General features: G+C 62.8%; 14 protein-coding genes and 1 tRNA gene. 7 read left to right on the forward strand and 8 right to left on the reverse strand.

Annotated elements, in window-relative coordinates:
- Position 1 precedes the first annotated feature (1 nt).
- Positions 2 to 982, forward strand: coding sequence for a Gfo/Idh/MocA family protein (locus tag ACSW29_RS02995; RefSeq protein ID WP_019746438.1), 981 nt, complete (start codon positions 2 to 4; stop codon positions 980 to 982).
- Here ACSW29_RS02995 and ACSW29_RS03000 read toward each other — a convergent pair.
- Entirely contained in the window at positions 937 to 3147 is a 2211-nt protein-coding gene (locus ACSW29_RS03000; RefSeq protein ID WP_448276407.1) for a hypothetical protein, read from the reverse strand. The two genes, ACSW29_RS02995 and ACSW29_RS03000, sit on opposite strands and share 46 nt — an antisense overlap.
- A 145-nt stretch (positions 3148 to 3292) precedes the next feature.
- On the opposite strand from ACSW29_RS03000, the gene ACSW29_RS03005 reads away from it, so the two are divergent.
- A complete protein-coding gene (locus tag ACSW29_RS03005; RefSeq protein ID WP_448276409.1) occupies positions 3293 to 4102 on the forward strand; it encodes a glycosyltransferase in 810 nt (269 codons plus the stop codon).
- 78 nt (positions 4103 to 4180) lie between these two features.
- Positions 4181 to 6046 (forward strand): glycosyltransferase, encoded by a 1866-nt coding sequence (locus ACSW29_RS03010; RefSeq protein ID WP_411742542.1) that lies wholly within the window; start codon positions 4181 to 4183, stop codon positions 6044 to 6046.
- Positions 6047 to 6049: 3 nt separating this feature from the next.
- Here ACSW29_RS03010 and ACSW29_RS03015 read toward each other — a convergent pair whose 3' ends face one another.
- From ACSW29_RS03015 to ACSW29_RS03040, 6 genes are all read right to left on the reverse strand, one after another.
- Positions 6050 to 6877, reverse strand: coding sequence for a TylF/MycF/NovP-related O-methyltransferase (locus ACSW29_RS03015; protein ID WP_042921211.1), 828 nt, complete (start codon positions 6875 to 6877; stop codon positions 6050 to 6052).
- 46 nt (positions 6878 to 6923) lie between these two features.
- Entirely contained in the window at positions 6924 to 7994 is a 1071-nt protein-coding gene (rsgA, locus tag ACSW29_RS03020) for a ribosome small subunit-dependent GTPase A (RefSeq protein ID WP_448276411.1), read from the reverse strand.
- 155 nt (positions 7995 to 8149) lie between these two features.
- Entirely contained in the window at positions 8150 to 9046 is an 897-nt protein-coding gene (gene glfT1 / locus ACSW29_RS03025) for a galactofuranosyltransferase GlfT1 (RefSeq protein ID WP_448276412.1), read from the reverse strand.
- Positions 9043 to 9849 (reverse strand): galactan export ABC transporter ATP-binding subunit Wzt/RfbE, encoded by an 807-nt coding sequence (gene wzt, locus ACSW29_RS03030; RefSeq protein WP_007731776.1) that lies wholly within the window; start codon positions 9847 to 9849, stop codon positions 9043 to 9045. The genes glfT1 and wzt overlap by 4 nt, the downstream gene beginning before the upstream one ends.
- Positions 9850 to 9858: 9 nt before the next feature.
- Positions 9859 to 10731, reverse strand: a complete 873-nt coding sequence (gene wzm / locus ACSW29_RS03035) for a galactan export ABC transporter permease subunit Wzm/RfbD (protein ID WP_007731774.1) — start codon at positions 10729 to 10731, stop codon at positions 9859 to 9861.
- A 64-nt stretch (positions 10732 to 10795) separates the two neighbouring features.
- Positions 10796 to 11365, reverse strand: coding sequence for a bacterial proteasome activator family protein (locus ACSW29_RS03040; RefSeq protein ID WP_448276415.1), 570 nt, complete (start codon positions 11363 to 11365; stop codon positions 10796 to 10798).
- A 132-nt stretch (positions 11366 to 11497) separates the two neighbouring features.
- Between ACSW29_RS03040 and ACSW29_RS03045 the strand changes: the two genes are divergently transcribed.
- Positions 11498 to 12700, forward strand: a complete 1203-nt coding sequence (locus ACSW29_RS03045; RefSeq protein ID WP_448276417.1) for a cysteine desulfurase-like protein — start codon at positions 11498 to 11500, stop codon at positions 12698 to 12700.
- A 15-nt stretch (positions 12701 to 12715) separates the two neighbouring features.
- Here the strand turns inward: ACSW29_RS03045 and ACSW29_RS03050 are convergent, their stop codons facing one another.
- Complete coding sequence (locus ACSW29_RS03050; RefSeq protein WP_347875465.1) at positions 12716 to 13705, reverse strand: NAD(P)H-quinone oxidoreductase; 990 nt, start codon at positions 13703 to 13705, stop codon at positions 12716 to 12718.
- Here ACSW29_RS03050 and ACSW29_RS03055 point away from each other — a divergent pair.
- The 3 genes from ACSW29_RS03055 (at position 13704) to ACSW29_RS03065 (ending at position 15633) form a co-directional block, all read left to right on the forward strand.
- Positions 13704 to 14942, forward strand: a complete 1239-nt coding sequence (locus ACSW29_RS03055; protein WP_044480920.1) for a lactate 2-monooxygenase — start codon at positions 13704 to 13706, stop codon at positions 14940 to 14942. The genes ACSW29_RS03050 and ACSW29_RS03055 overlap by 2 nt on opposite strands.
- Positions 14943 to 15070: 128 nt before the next feature.
- Positions 15071 to 15496 (forward strand): MarR family winged helix-turn-helix transcriptional regulator, encoded by a 426-nt coding sequence (locus tag ACSW29_RS03060; protein ID WP_317826810.1) that lies wholly within the window; start codon positions 15071 to 15073, stop codon positions 15494 to 15496.
- 50 nt (positions 15497 to 15546) lie between these two features.
- Positions 15547 to 15633, forward strand: a tRNA-Ser gene (locus ACSW29_RS03065).
- The last annotated feature ends 4 nt before the right edge of the window (positions 15634 to 15637 follow it).

The following is a 15637-nucleotide window of genomic DNA, read 5'->3' on the forward strand; positions in this document are numbered from 1 at the left end:
AATGACTGCTAGCAAGCCACGTATCGCTCTTGTCGGATCCGGTCAGATGGGCTCGCTGCATGCGCGGGTCATCGCGCAGTCGGCGCTGTGCGAGTTGGATCTGCTGATCGAGCCGCGCGAGGAGCAGGGCAAAGCTGTTGCTGCGCGTTTCGATACGCGTTGGGCCGCAGATTTCGACTCGCTCGACGGTATCGACGCCGTCGTGATCGCCGCCGCTACGCCGGCGCACTACGAGTTGGCCGGGCGGGTTCTCGATCTGGGTAAGCCTGTCCTGGTGGAGAAGCCGTTGGCTGCGACGTACGAGCAGAGCGTCGATCTGGTCGATCGTTCACGCGCGTCCGGTGTTCCACTGATGTGTGGACTGCTCGAACGCTTCAATCCTGCTGTTCGCACCGCCCGCGAGTTCTCCGGCGATGTGTGGCAGGTGAACGGTATCCGTCACTCTCCGTTCGTTTCCCGCATTCCGACGGGTGTCGCGACGGACCTGCTGATTCACGATATCGACCTTGCCATCGGATTTGCCGGCTCGGAACCCAGTTTGGCAAAAGGGGAGTTCGGCTACTTCCACCCGACGTCCGTGCAGAACCGGTCGGAAGATTGCGCCGACGCCGTATTGCGCTTCGGATCAGGTGCTGTTGCAACGATTTCCGCGAGTCGAATCAGTCAGCGCAAGATTCGCCAGCTGTCGTTGCTCGAGGCCGATCGACTCATCGAGATCGATCTCTTGCGTCGCGACATCACGATCTACCGGCACATCGACGACAACATGCCTACCGATCGGGACGGCTACCAGCAGCAGACGGTCATCGAAATTCCGACGATCCGTTACAGCGAGGAACCGCTTGCCGCGCAGCTGACGCATTTCCTCGGGTTGGTGCAGGGCACCGGTGACGCAGACGGTGAGCGGGCGTCGATTCTGCCCGCTCACCGCGCGGTTCACGAGGTGACGGAATCTGCTTTGGCTGCAGCGTTGTCGTCCTGACCGCTGCGTCGGCGTCGGAAGGTCCAGGCTCCTTGCGACAGCGCCAGGAGTAGTCCGACGCCGGCGACAGTCCATCCGAAAGTGTTTCCGGGCGGACTGAATTCGATGGTGAGGGCAGACCCGGACGTGGCACTCGGCGGTAGATCGACCTGCAACAACCCGCCGGGGCTCGCCTTCGTTTCGACGGTCTGACCATCTACATTCGCCGTCCAGCCCGGCCAGGCCAGCAGGGCGAATGTGACCGTGCCGGACCCGGTGTACTCGACGGTTTCCCGGGTGTCCGTAGCGGCAGAATCGCCACGCACGTCGAGACCCGGTGTCGTTGCGGATACGCGACCGTCGGGCCATTGATGCTCGGTGGTGCGATGGCCGACCGTGACCACCCGATCCGGCGATACGGTCCACTCGCCCTCGGGTAGGGCGTCGAGCGCGCGTTTTCCGCCGTACGGTCCGGAATTCTGAACGACAACCGTATCGATTCGCATCGCGTCGAGCCAGGACGCGCCCGTTCCCGGCGATTCGGCGAGCAGTCGGTCGACGCCGTCCGGACACTGGACGCCGCCGTAGTAGTTCAAGCACAGCGCTTGGACGAAATCGTTGTAGCTGATTCCGGCGTAGCTGTTGACGGCGTTGACTCCAGCGGGCTGCCAGGCGTTGCCGAACAGGAGGTCACCCCACTGTCCGGTTTCGTTGTCCGGCGGGATGTTGACGGGGTCGGCGATCGCGAAAGTGGTTCCCTGGTAACGGTCCTCGAACTTGGACTCCAGGAATGCCACCTGCCGGGGGAACTTCCACGGTGTCACATTGTAGTTTCCGGTGAACCAGAAGTTGGTCTGAGCACTGAGCACGACGACGATGCCGACAGCGAGGGCGCCGGCGAGGTAACGCGGCCTTCGGTAGGCCACGACCAACGCGAAAACGGTGAGAACCACGGTGATGATCAGTGATGCCGAGTGAATGCCGATGTCTTCCGGGACATTCGACCAGGCAAGATAGAACTGAAGTGCCAACAATCCCGCAGTGATGATTGCTCTTGCCTGGATTCGATCACGATGCAGTCCTGCAGAGAGTGCGACCGCCGTGACCACGATGGCAGGCAGTTGACCGTACTCGAGCAATCGCGCGGGCCAACGGAACAGCCACAGATTCGACGGTCCCAGAAGTAGTACGACGTAGATTCCGCCGAAGACGAACAGCGAGACGCTGTGGCGGCCCAACTTCTTCAGTGACTTCCACTGAATCCACGGTGCGAGCGGTATGAGGAACCAGGCCAGGTAGACCAGCGGAATCGTCATGGCGGGCAAAGCGAAAGCGGTGACATACGGCTGGTTCGACGGACCGGAGAGGTTGAGCAGATCACCGAGATCGGGGCGAAGCGAACCGTCGTTCGCGATTCCGGACTGGGTTCGCACCGACACGCCGGTGGTGAACAGCAACGGTAGGTACACGATCAGCGACATCATGATGATCGCTGCCGCGCTGATCATCAGTGACTTTATGCTGCCTGCACGTTTGACAGCGATGCATTCCGCGATGACAGCGAGGTAGACGACCGCGACACCGACAGCGCCGTACGGATTGCCGGTGGTCATGGCGAGGTAGCCGAAAACGATCGGTACCAGGGGGTTCACCCGGCCAAGGGCGCTGGCGCGGGTTGACCACCAGACATGGGGGATCCAGGCGAAGGCGATCAGCCCGGACGCCCAACTGGAGGCGTCGAAATAGAGCGTGTATCCGGCGAACGGCATGGCAAATCCGGCGATGAAAGCCATCGACCGATTGGCGCCGTACTGGCGGGCCACCAGGTAAACGCCGACCGCGAGAATCGCCATGAATTGCATCTTGACCAGGGTGATTCCGATTCCCAGGTTCGGAATGAGTGCAATGGCAACCGAATCCAGCAGGATTACGGGATTGTATGTCCCGTAAAGGGCTTCGGCTGTGACGTTGCCGCCGGCCCACAATTCGGGAATGAGCGTCGGCCACGAACCGGACAGGATTCGCTCGCCGATCGTGTGCCAAACAGGCGTGAAAGCTGCTGCGCTGTCGTCCCAGTAGTAGAACCACCGGTTGGAGATCAGTGGGATGGCGGCGACGATCGACACCAGGGCGGCGAGAAGAATCGGCGGCACCACGCGTTGTGCGAGCGGTAAGTCAGATTTCACGATGTGCTTTCGTCTTCGAGTCGATGGCAGTTGTTCGGAGCCTGGGTCGTGCTCTTTTTCTCGGAGCCTGGGCTGCGCCTTGTTTCTCGGAGCGTAGTATTCCGACGAGTTCGAACTGCAGTCGGGGAAGTAAGGAGATCGGGACGTGGCGACATCGCGGACGGAACCCGTTCGTGGGGAACCAGCTACGCCGGAACTCTCGGTGATCATCCCCGCATACAACTCAGGCGAGGTGTTGGAGTCGACGGTGCGTCAATTCGCCGAGTACTTCACCACCCGCCCTGCCGAGAGCGCCGGTCAGGTCGAGATCATCGTCGTGGAGAACGGTTCGACGGACAACACTGCTGATGTGTGTGCTGCGCTGGCGGCTTCCTGGTCGTGGCCTGGAGTGACTTTCCTTCCGATGAGCAGCGACAAAGGGATGGGTGCAGCGCTTCGCGCCGGGACACTTGCTTCTCGTGGACGACGCGTGTTGCTCACCGCGGACGATCTTCCGTTCGGTTTCGGTGACATCGAAGGCGCCGACCGCGTGATGGCGGATCTAGGTTCCGTCCCGCCGGTGGTCATCGGTTCGAAGGCCCATTCGGAATCAGAGGTGGAACGTGGCCTGCTGCGTTCGGTGATGACGGGTGGATTCGCGACGCTACGACGGGTGGTGCTGGGCACCCGCACGGGCGACCCCCAGGGGACATTCATCGTCGACGGCGTTTTGCTGCGTCGAATCGCACCCTCGCTGACCGAGCGTGGATTCCTTTTCACCACCGAATTGGACTACGCGCTCGAATTGGCTGGGGTGCGCCCGGTCGAGGTCCCGATCCGACTCAGCGACGATCATCTGGCGCACGCGAGCCGTATCTCGCCCAAGGACGTGATCCAGATGGCGAAGGGTTTGTTGTCACTTCGTCGGCGAAAGACCGAGCTGCGCTCCGCCGCTGCAGTGAGTAATCACGGGTAATCGTGGGTAGACCTGGTGTGACTCGGTGCCCGGGGCGCCGAGGTGCGGATTCGCGATACCCTGCGGGGCGTGGATACCGTGAACACGACCGATGACCAGTCCGATTCCGGAGTCGAGTTGATCGAACGCAGCGCGACGTCAGATCGACTGCTGGCGCAGCGGACGTTGTTCACCGGAACTTCGCCCGTCGCCAGTGACGAACTGTATGCGGTGACCAAGGTCGGTATGTCGACGCGATCGCGGTTCGAGTTGCGGCTTCAGCCGGGCGCGGTCGCGCACACCAATACCTTCTTCGGTCGTTTTCCGGCCAGCTACTGGCAGCGCTGGACCAATGTCACCGAGGTCACCGTCACTGCACATGTCGTGGCCGATACCGCTTGCCGCATCCAGATCCAGGCCTCGGACATCGGTGGCCACCGTCGTATCGTGACGAACGTCGTCGTGACCGGCGAAGAGCGAGTGTCCATGACCGCCCCGCTCGATACTTTCGTCGACGGTGGTGCGCTGTGGCTGCAGTTCGAAGCGCAGGGCGGCGACGCAGTGGTCGACGATGTGGAATGGACCGTCGTCTCGCCGGAGTCGATTCGCCCGGTAGCCGTGGCGATCTGCACGTTCAATCGCGCGGACGACTGTGCACGCACGGTCGAGGCCCTCGCGTCCGACGAGCGTGTACTCGCGTTGCTCGACGCTCTGTACGTCGTCGATCAGGGAACGGATCCGGTAGAGAGCCGTGAGCTGTTCCAGGAAGTGTCGAAGAAGTTCGGTTCGCGGTTGCAATATCTGCGGCAGGCGAATCTGGGTGGTGCCGGCGGATTCACCCGGGGCCTGTACGAGGCTTCGGCGGCCGGACCGCACGCCGACGTGATCTTGATGGACGACGACATTCTGTGCGAACCCGAATCGGTTCTTCGACTGAGCGCGTTTGCGAACATGACGACTGAACCGGCGTTGATCGGTGCCCAGATGCTGTTCCTGTTCAACCCCGACTACCTGTTGGCTTCAGGTGAACGCGTCGATCTGGGCACGCTTCAGCGTGGTGTGCCGACCGATGAGCACGGTGTTCGCAACCGGAGTGTGCTCGAGAAGCTGCCGGAACGTCGCGTGGACGCCGAATACAACGGCTGGTGGTCTTGCCTGATCCCTGCTGAAGCCATCGAGCGGATCGGCTTGCCACTGCCGGTCTTCTTCCAGTGGGACGACGTCGAGTACAGCTTGCGGGCCGGGCGGGCCGGGATTCCCACCATCACGTTGCCGTCGGCTGCTGTGTGGCATGCGGACTTCTATTGGAAGGACGTCGACGGTTTTGCGCACTACTTCAGTACGCGCAACGGACTGATCACCGCTTCGCTCGACCCAGGGTTTGCACCCAAAACTCTCGCGAAGCAACTCTCCCGCGACATTTCGCATTCGATCGTCGGTTTGCAGTACGGCCTTGCACACACGCAACTCCGGGCGATCGAGGGATTCCTCGAGGGGCCGGAAGGTTTGGCGGACGGTGGACAGGAGGCGCTTGCCGCGATAAACCAGGAACGTAAGCGCTTCCCCGAGACGGTAACTCGCCCGGCGTCGGAGTTGCCGGGAAGGCTGCCGATCCGTCGCGTTGCGCCCAGCCCGAAACCCGGTTTGTGGACAGACCTGGTTCTCGCGAAACGTGCTGTGATGCAGGCACGCAATCATCTCGAGCGGGGTCCGGTGGCGATCTCGTACGAGGATGCGCAGTGGTGGCACGTCGGACGTTTCGATCACGTCTTCGTCACCGATGCTTCGCAGGGTGGCGTGCGTGAACGCCGCTTCGACAGCGAGAAGGCCGCCGAGATGAGCGGCCGCCTCGCCGGCGTGATGAAGAGGTTCCTCGCCGAAGCGCCAAGTGTTGCTGAGGCATTCGCTCGAGAGTTCCCGCAGCTCACCAGCCGCGAGAACTGGGCCCGCCTGTACGAGAAGTGAGCGTTAGCGCACTATCTTGGCGATGACCTGCTCGTTGTCGACGGTGTACCCGAGGTATTCGAACGAGATGCCGGTGCGTGTGACGAACTCCGTCCACGCCCGGTACTCGTGCTGCTGCCACCCGGGATAGTTGAAGAACTCGTCGAAGACGACGATCGACCCGGGTACCAGTCGGTCGCCGAGGAGATCGAGTACCGTCTTGGTGGACGAGTAGAGGTCGGCGTCGAGGTGCAGGAACGCAACAGGGCCGGGTTCGTCGTTCAGAAACGAGGGCAATGTGTGCTCGAAGAGGCCCGGAACAAGTTGCGCCCCTGGGACTTCGGGGATAGATTCCTGAGCGAACTCGCCGGCCGGGAACCCGGTACGCCAGGTCTCCGGAAGACCGGAGAACACGTCGAAACCTGCGACGGTCCCCTCACGTTCGGTGAATGCCTCCGCGACGATCCTGAGTGTGGTTCCGCTGGCGACGCCGAATTCGAGTGCCATGCCGGGTATTTCGATCAAGCCCAATGCGTGGCGCAGCGTGTCGTGCGGGTGGCCGAATGTCTCCGCGACTCGAAGGTGTTCGAGGATGAACTCGGCAGTCGACGCTGTCGCTTCCAGATCTACGGCGTAGGCCAGATCCCGACGCTGGCGAAATTCCAGTTCGTCGATCCTGGACCGGAGGCCCGCGATGTCACCGCGGGCCTCGGCCAGTTCGTCACGTGAGAGTGCCAGCGCGTCGAGGATCTGTTGCGTGCGATCTGCGTTGCGCCGGTCGGCGGCCTCGACCACCTCGGATACCGCACGCTGAAGCTTGGTTCTGGCGCTGGAACGGAACTGCTCGAACATGGCAACCTCTCGTCGGGATCACTCCCATGCTGCCAGGCTTTCTACGCTACCGGTCCCGACCGCGGTAGTGACTCTTGAGCTGTCTGGAGATCACCTCGATCTCCCGCGTCCTCTCTGCCTGCAGACGAGCATCGCTTCGCGCGGCGTTCCATGCGTTCTCTCGCTGTAGTTTCCGGTAGCTCGCAAGTCTCCGTTCGTCGATATCACCGCGCCCGAGTGCGCTCAGGACTGCGCATCCCGGCTCGGAGTTGTGTGCGCAATCGGAGAACCGGCATTCTGCAATCAGCTCCTCGATCTCGGGGAACGCCTTGTCGATCCCCTCCGCCGCGTTCCACATGCCGACCCCTCGCAGACCGGGTGTGTCGATCAGCGTCCGGCCGCCGGAGAAGGGAATCAGTTCTCTCGTGACGGTGGTGTGGCGTCCCTTTCCGTCGCCGGCCCGAACGCGACCGGTCTCGAGTCGGTTGTTGCCGGTGGTCTCTGCGAGGAGGGCGTTCGCAAGCGTCGACTTGCCGGCGCCGGATGGACCGAGTATCGCCACGGTGCCGTCCAGAACTGCATCGAGTACATCCATTCCTTCGTTGGTCTCGGCACTGACAGCCAGCACTGTTGCGCCGGGCGCAATGGCGGAGACTTCGGCGAGAGTGTCGGAGATATATTGAGCTGCATCGGATTTGGTGAGTGCGACGACAGGTGTTGCGCCGCTCTCCCAGGTGAGTGCGAGTAGACGCTCGATGCGCCCGAGATCGACATCGCCGTCCGAAGCCGTGGCAATGACGACGGTGTCGACATTCGCGGCCAGGGTCTGGCCTTCCGATTTTCCGGACGCCGAGGACCGAACGATGCTGCTCGATCGGGGGAGTATCGAAGTGACCGTGTGCATCTCGGGTTCGCGTGAGTCCCGTATCTCGGCAACGGTCACCCAGTCGCCCGTGCAGAGCGGATCGCTGCCGGTGAGTGTGCGAACTGTGCCTTCGGCGACGGCCACGTCGCACCGGCCGCGGTCGACGCGAAGAACGCGCCCGGGTGCGGAGTCCGGTGGGGCCAGGGTAGTGAATATGTTCGAGAGTGTTGCGTTCCAACCGTATTCGGTCAGGGGCGTGCTGTTTTCCGGCATGGTGATTGTGTCCTCGAGTACGAAGAAGTGTGAATGTTGACGGTGCTGAAACTGCGGAACACGACAGTCATCAATACTCACTCCTCGAAAATCTCAGGACGCACCATGCGTCGGATCAGAATCGTCTCAGCCGCAGACGTGACTGTGCAACTGATTTAACTCGGACGTTCGAACTTCTCTTCCCGGCCGAGTTTGCGCAGTCGCATCCACTCGCGCAGTCCGGCCGGATCACGGCGGGTGATCAGGAAGTACCAGCCGAACCGAACCCATTCCTGCGGAAGCAGTTTCCGCATTCCCGGTTGGGAGAGGATGTATCCACGGTTGCGGTACGTGAAGTACCGCTTCGTGTCGTTGTCGGGGTACTGCGTGTGCATGCGTCCGCCGAGAATCGGCTTGAACTCGTCCGCGCCGTTGGGGTGGACGTAAGCAGTTTGCAGGCAGGTACCGAACTTCAGGCCGGAGCGCACGAGGCGACGATGTACCTCGACCTCGTCGCCGCGGACGAACAGGCGTAGATCCGGAACTCCGACGGCATCGATCGCGTCGGCGGTGAACAGTGCGCCGTTGAAGAGAGACGCGATGCCTGGCAGGAGATCCTCGTCGCCGAGCTCGGAACGCAACCGTCGCCACGACGTACCGCGGCGCAGTGGGAAAGCAAGGCGGTCGGGGTTGTCGATGTCGCAGACAACGGGAGAGACCTCGGCCAGCTCGTTCCGAATTGCACAGTCGAGCAGTGTTTCCAGGACCTCGGGGCCCTCCGGGCGGCCGTCGTCGTCGGCGAGCCAGACGCGGTCGGCGCCGAGCGAAAGTGCGTAGAGAATGCCCAGGGCAAATCCTCCGGCACCGCCGAGATTGTGCTGAGAACCGATGTAACTGGTCGGCAGTGGAGCGTTTTCGACGAGCTCTTTCACATCGGATTCGTCGGCATTGTCGACGACAACCAGATGATCGAGCGGCCGCGACTGGGTGCTGAGAACCTTCAAGGATTCGGCCAGCAGTTCACGACGCTTGTGCGTGACGACAACTCCGATAATTTTCTCGGGTGCCCTCACGGGGTGTTCTCCCGTTCCATCTCCTTGATGACGTGGCGCACGTGTTCGGCGGCGTCGTCGCCTTCGTAGGCGCGCACGACGTCTTCGATGTCGCCTTGCATGCGGATCTGTCCGTGGTCGATCCACATGGCGCTGTTGCAGAGCTGGGCGAGGAATTCGTTGGAGTGGCTGGCGAACACCAGGATGCCGGAGCGTTCCACCAGCTTCTGCAGCCGGATACGAGCCTTCTTCATGAATTCCGCGTCGACGGCACCGATGCCCTCGTCGAGAAGCAGGATCTCGGGATCGATGCTGGTGACGACGCCCATGGCAACGCGCACGCGCATGCCGGTGGAGTAGGTGCGCAACGGCATCGAGAGGTATTCACCGAGCTCGGTGAATTCGGCGATCTCGTCCATCTTCGCGAGCATCTGCTTGCGGGTCTGACCGAGGAACAGGCCGCGGATGATGATGTTCTCGTACCCCGAGATTTCCGGGTCCATGCCGACGCCGAGATCGAAGACTGGTGCGACGCGCCCGCGAATGCTGGCGGATCCCCGGGTGGGTTCGTAGATTCCTGAGAGCAGGCGCAGCAGGGTGGATTTGCCGGCGCCGTTGTGGCCGACGAGCCCGATGCGGTCGCCTTCTTTGAGCGTCATCGTGATGTCGCGGAGCGCTTCGACGACGACGACATCGGAGTCGTTGCGGCCGATGGATCCTCCGGCCTTGCCGAGGAAGGCCTTCTTGAGCGAGCGGGATTTCGCGTCGAAGATCGGGAAGTCGACGCACGCGTTCTGCGTGTGGATGCTGACTGGCTGACTCATGTGTTTCCTCTAGACCCAGTAGGGCACGCGTGCCCGGTACTTGCGGAGTGCCAGAATCGCGACGGCCCAGCCGACGACGGTGAAGGCGATGACGATGTACCAGTGGTATGCCTGCTGGTCGGCCCCGATGAGTGGTGCTCGGATGATCTCGAGGTAGTGGTACAGCGGATTGAGCTCGGCAAGCCGGACTCGCTCGCTGGCTTGCCCGCCCTGGTCCTTGAGGGCCTGAGTTGTCCACATGATCGGCGTCAGCACGAACAGCAGGAGCGTCATGCTTCCCAGGATGGGGGCGATGTCGCGGTATCGGGTGGAGAAGATGCCGAAGACGATCGAGACCCACAGCGTGTTCGCCACGATCAGCAGGAATGCCGGTATCGCCGCCAGCGCAGTCCAGCTCATGTTTTGCCAGATGCTGAACGCGAACAGCAGAACTATGTAGATCGCAAAGTTGTGCGCGAAGAACAGCACCTGACGCCACACCAGGCGATATACGTGCACGCTCAACGCCGACGGCAACTGCTTGATCAGGCCCTCGTTGGCGATGAAGACCTCGGAGCCTTCGAGGATGCCTGCACTGATCAGGTTCCACACGATCAGGCCGACCGTGACGTACGGCAGGAACTCCTTGAGCGGAATGTTCAGCAGCGCAGAGTACAGAAGACCCATCGCGCCGGCCTGGACGCCGGTGGCGATCGTGATCCAGAACGGACCGATCACCGACCGGCGGTAGCGCTGTTTGATGTCCTGCCAGCCGAGGCTGAGCCACAACTCACGCTGATTCAGACCGTCGCGAAGGTCTTTGAACGCACGACGGAACGTCTGGGAGTCGGACACGGGCGCAGGTGCGCCCGGCGTCTCGGATTCGATTGCGGATGCTGACACGGAGGTCGAGCCTACCGGCCTGGCGTCGGCGCCGGATTTCCCGCGGACTTCGTGGTGGTCCGGGTTACAGATACTGGCCGGTTCCTGGGCTCTGTTGGTCCGGATGTGCAGGTGAATGCGGAGCCCCGATGCTCATGCCGGGAGGCAGTGCGCCCTGCCGCATTTGTTCGAGCTGAGCGCGCGCTGCCATCTGCTGGGCGAACAGTGCGGTCTGAATTCCGTGGAACAGTCCTTCGAGCCAGCCGACGAGTTGCGCCTGTGCGATGCGCAGTTCGGCGTCCGAGGGAATGGAGTCGTCGGTGAACGGGAGGCTCAGTCGCTCGAGTTCCTCACGGAGTTCGGGTGCCAGACCCTGTTCCAGTTCGCGGATGGACGACGTGTGGATGTCCTTGAGGCGCTTGCGGCTGGCGTCGTCGAGCGGCGCGGCGCGCACTTCCTCCAAGAGTTGTTTGATCATCGTGCCGATTCGCATGACCTTGGCCGGCTGCTCGACCATCTCGGCGACGGACTCGGCTTCTGTTTCCGCGCCTTCGGCCGCGCCGGAGGCGGCGGCCTCTGCCTCGGCCGCCGGCATCGCGGCGGGTCGACCGTCGGGTCCGATAACGAGTACCTGCTCTTTGTCGGGGTTCGTCATGCTTCCATCTTGTCGTGTGTGGGCGACAAACGCCGCTTAACCCCCAAAAAGTTAGCTATCGAATAACTGTACCGGCGGGTAATTGGGTGACTGCCTTCGACTAAGCGGGCGTCTGCACCTAGAGTGTCGAGCATGGCTTACGACGTTGCCCGCGTACGGGGGTTGATTCCCTCACTCGGTGACGGCTGGATCCACCTCGATCCGCAGGCCGGAATGCAGATCCCGGACGCCGTTTCGCGGACGGTCTCCACCGCGTTCCGTGCCTCTGCGTCTTCTTCCTCCGGTCGCCACGTCTCGAACCGTCGTAGTGCTGCCATCCTCGAGAGTGCGCGCACCGCGGTCGCCGATCTGGTCGGCGGAGATCCTGCGGGAGTCGTTCTCGGAGCGGACCGAGCGGTGTTGTTGGCTTGGCTCGCCGAGTCGCTCAGTTCGCGGCTCGGCCTCGGAACTGGTCTCGTACTCTCGCGCCTCGACGAAGAGGCGAACGTCGCGCCCTGGCTCCGCGTGGCCAGTCGCTACGGCGCTCAGGTGCGATGGGCAGAGGTCGAAATCGAAACGTGTGAGCTCCCGAGTTGGCAGTTCAACGATCTCATCAGCTCGACCACACGGTTGGTGGCCTTGACGGCCGCGTCGCCGATCGTCGGTTCGGCTCCGAATGTCCGTGCCGCAGCTGATCGTCTGCACGAATTCGGTGGACTGATGGTGGTCGACGCCGTCGGCGCAGCGCCATATGCGCATGTGAACATGGCTGATCTCGGAGCGGACATCGTCGCCGTCAGTGCACCGTCGTGGGGCGGTCCACAGGTCGGTGCGCTCGTCTTCCGAGATCCCGGATTGCTCGACCGAATTCCTGCCGTGTCTCTCAATCCGTATGCCCGTGGCGCCGAGCGTCTCGAGGTGGGCGGTCACCAGTTCGCGCTGCTGTCCGGGCTCACGTCGTCGATCGATTTCCTGGCCGGGTTGGACGAATCGGCAACCGGAACCCGGCGCGAGCGACTGGAAACCTCGATCAGCTCGCTGCAGGACTACCAGGACGGTCTGTTCGATCACCTCATGCGTTCGCTCGCAGCCCTACCCAACGTGATGGTGATCGGCGGCGCACCCACGCGGGTGCCGACTCTCAGCTTCACGCTCGAGGGCATGGCGGCAGACAAGGTCGCCGCGCATCTGGCCGACAAGCGCATCGCGACGGTCAGCGGTACGCACGGCGGTTCCAGGCTGCTCGACGCACTCGGAGTCAACGACGAAGGTGGCGCGGTCACCGTCGGCCTTGCGCCATACACGACGCGGTACGAGATCAATCAGTTGGTCGCCGAACTCGGCGCCCTGGGCTGATCGACCCCGTTCGGCTCACTTCACGGTGAGGATGACCTTGCCTACGGTTTCCGGCGAATCCAGCAATTGATGGGCTAATGGTGCCTCGGTGATCGGAAGTTCGGTCGACACGATCGGTTGAACCGATCCGTCTGCGATCAGCGGCCACAGCTTCGCGCGGACGTCGGCGACGATGTCCGCTTTACCGCCAGGACCGGTGAGCGGACGACCGCGCAGGCCTGTGGACGTGATGTTTCCGCGCTTGCCCATCAGCTTGGCGATGTCGACTTCGCCCTTGCGGCCACCCTGCATTCCGATGATCACGACGTGGCCGTCCATGGCGAGTGCGTCGACGTTGCGTCCGAGGTACGACGCTCCCATGTTGTCCAGAATCACGTCGGCGCCATGGTTGTCGGTGGCTTCGGCGAGTGATGCTACGAAGTCGCTGTCGCGGTAGTTGATCAGAATGTCCGCGCCCAATTCGCGGCAGCGGTTCAATTTATCCTCCGAGCCCGCGGTAACTGCGACGCGGGCGCCGAGGGCTTTGCCGACCTGAATGGCGTGGGTGCCGATTCCGCCGCCACCGCCATGGACGAGGAGGACCTGTCCGCGTCGTAAGCCGCCGCGCATCACGACGTTGGACCACACCGTGCACGCAACTTCCGGCAGCGACGCTGCGACGCGGAGATCGACGCCCGCGGGAACCGGGAGAAGTTGTGTTGCAGGGACCGCAACCTTCTCGGCGTAACCGCCGCCGGCCAGCAGTGCGCAGACTTCGTCGCCGACGGACCAACCGGTGACGTCTTCGCCGAGTTCGACGATCACGCCCGAGCATTCGAGGCCGAGGATGTCACTCGCGCCGGGCGGCGGCGGGTAGAAGCCTTGACGTTGGAGCAGGTCGGCGCGGTTGACGGCGGTCGCGGCGACCTCGACGAGTACGTGCCCGCGAGGTAGTTCGGGATCGGGCTGCTGCGCCCATTTCATGACCTCGGGACCGCCGGGCTGATCGATCGTTATGGCGTACATGGATACGACGCTAGCGAATCTCCCCGCTGACGGGTGTTTTGCCGCTACCGTCGCGGACGTGACTTACTTCGGGAACATGCAGAACGAGATCTATCTGACGGGACTGAGCGGCGCGAAGCCGGCTTTGCCGATGACTGCGGCGGGCTTGGAAGATGCCGCGCGCGAGCAACTCTCACCGGAGGCTTTCGGGTACATCGCCGGTAGCGCGTCGACCGAACGGACCGCGGTGTCGAATCTGCGTGCGTTCGACAAGCATGCGATCGTGCCGCGGATGTTGCGGGGGACTGCGGCGCCCGACGCACGCGACCTGAGCGTCGAGGTGTTGGGGACGCGATTGGCCGCACCGATCCTGACGGCTCCGGTGGGCGTGCTCGGCTTGGTCCACGACGACGCCGAGGTTGCGGTCGGTTCGGTCACTGCCGAGTTGGGGATCGGATCGATTCTCTCGACGGCGGCATCCTCGACCATCGAAGATGTAGCGGCGGCCTCCGGCGAGAACTGGTGGTACCAGCTGTACTGGCCGGCCGACGACGAGCTTGCCGAGTCGTTTGTCCGCCGAGCGGAGACGGCGGGCGCGAAGGCTATCGTCCTGACTGCCGACACTCCCGGTATGGGTTGGCGTCCAAGGGATCTCGAACTCGGTCACCTTCCGTTCCTGCAGGCGAAGGGCATTGCCAACTACCTGTCGGATCCGGTGTTCCGCGCAAAACTGGCGACGCCTCCCGAGGAGAGCGCAGAAGCTCTGCAGATCGCGGTTTTGACGTGGGTGTCGTTGTTCGGCAATCACGCGGTGCGGATCGCTGATATTGCGAAACTTCGCCAGTGGACGACACTTCCGATCGCGGTGAAGGGAATTGTCCATCCCGACGACGCACGTGAGGCCGTTGCGGCCGGCGCCAACGGCATCGTCGTGAGCAACCATGGTGGGCGTCAGGTCGACGGGTCGATTTCGGCACTCGACGCTCTCGGTCCTGTCGCTGATGCGGTGGGGCATGAGGTGGACATCCTGATGGACTCCGGAATTCGTTGTGGCGCAGACGTAATCAAGGCTCTGGCCTTGGGCGCCGATGCAGTGCTGTACGGGCGGCCGTGGGTGTACGGGTTGGGATTGGCCGGAGCGGACGGAGTGCGTCATGCGCTCCGGAGTCTCCTGGCCGACCTGGATCTCACGATGGGGTTGGCGGGCCTGGCATCGGTCGCCGAAATCGATCGCTCGATCCTGATGTCCAATTCGTGACTTTAGGGTGAGTCTTACTGTGACGGGCGGACACAGGTCTAAACTTGGAACCTGTGACAGCTGAAGCGACAACCGAGGAGACATCGCAGGCGGCGCACGGTGAGACACCGTGGCTGACGCCGTGCGAGATGCGTGCATGGCGCGGCTACATGGACGGTAATCAGCGCCTCATGGAGGTTCTCAACCGCGAACTGCAGGATTCACACGACCTGTCGTTGGCTGATTACCGCATTTTGGTCATGCTCTCGGAGTCAGCTGACGGGTCGTTGCGGATGAGTGACCTGGCAGATGGCGTGCTGTCTTCGCGGAGTCGCCTCACACACCAGATCAGGCGGATGGAATCCCAGGGCATAGTCGTGCGAGACACCTGCGTCGAAGATGGTCGCGGCGTGCTCGCTCGGATCACGGAAGAGGGTAGGCGTCGCCTCGCCGAGGCAGCGCCTACTCACGTGGCCGGCGTGCGGAACAATCTGGTCGATCTGCTGACTCCCCAGGAACTGGACGTGCTCGCAGACGTCTTCGAGAAGGTCGACAAAGCCATCGCCGAGCGCTGACTCTGGAGCCGTTTTCGCGGTACGCGGGATCACCCGATAGGATCGCCCACGGAAGCGTGGCAGAGCGGCCGAATGCACTCGCCTTGAAAGCGAGCGTGGCGTTAAACCCACCGGGGGTTCAAATCCCTCCGCTTCCGCAGA

Source organism: Rhodococcus sp. GB-02, assembly GCF_053470465.1.

Excerpts from the sequence above, each read along its gene's own strand:
- ACSW29_RS03015 (WP_042921211.1), bottom strand. The coding sequence starts at position 6,877 with ATGTTCGAGCAGTTCCGTTCCAGCGCCAGAACCAAGCTTCAGCGTGCG.
- wzt (WP_007731776.1), bottom strand. The coding sequence starts at position 9,849 with ATGAGTCAGCCAGTCAGCATCCACACGCAGAACGCGTGCGTCGACTTC.
- ACSW29_RS03060 (WP_317826810.1), top strand. The coding sequence starts at position 15,071 with ATGCGTGCATGGCGCGGCTACATGGACGGTAATCAGCGCCTCATGGAG.
- ACSW29_RS03050 (WP_347875465.1), bottom strand. The coding sequence starts at position 13,705 with ATGTACGCCATAACGATCGATCAGCCCGGCGGTCCCGAGGTCATGAAA.
- ACSW29_RS02995 (WP_019746438.1), top strand. The coding sequence starts at position 2 with ATGACTGCTAGCAAGCCACGTATCGCTCTTGTCGGATCCGGTCAGATG.
- ACSW29_RS03055 (WP_044480920.1), top strand. The coding sequence starts at position 13,704 with ATGGATACGACGCTAGCGAATCTCCCCGCTGACGGGTGTTTTGCCGCT.
- rsgA (WP_448276411.1), bottom strand. The coding sequence starts at position 7,994 with ATGCCGGAAAACAGCACGCCCCTGACCGAATACGGTTGGAACGCAACA.
- ACSW29_RS03045 (WP_448276417.1), top strand. The coding sequence starts at position 11,498 with ATGGCTTACGACGTTGCCCGCGTACGGGGGTTGATTCCCTCACTCGGT.
- ACSW29_RS03040 (WP_448276415.1), bottom strand. The coding sequence starts at position 11,365 with ATGACGAACCCCGACAAAGAGCAGGTACTCGTTATCGGACCCGACGGT.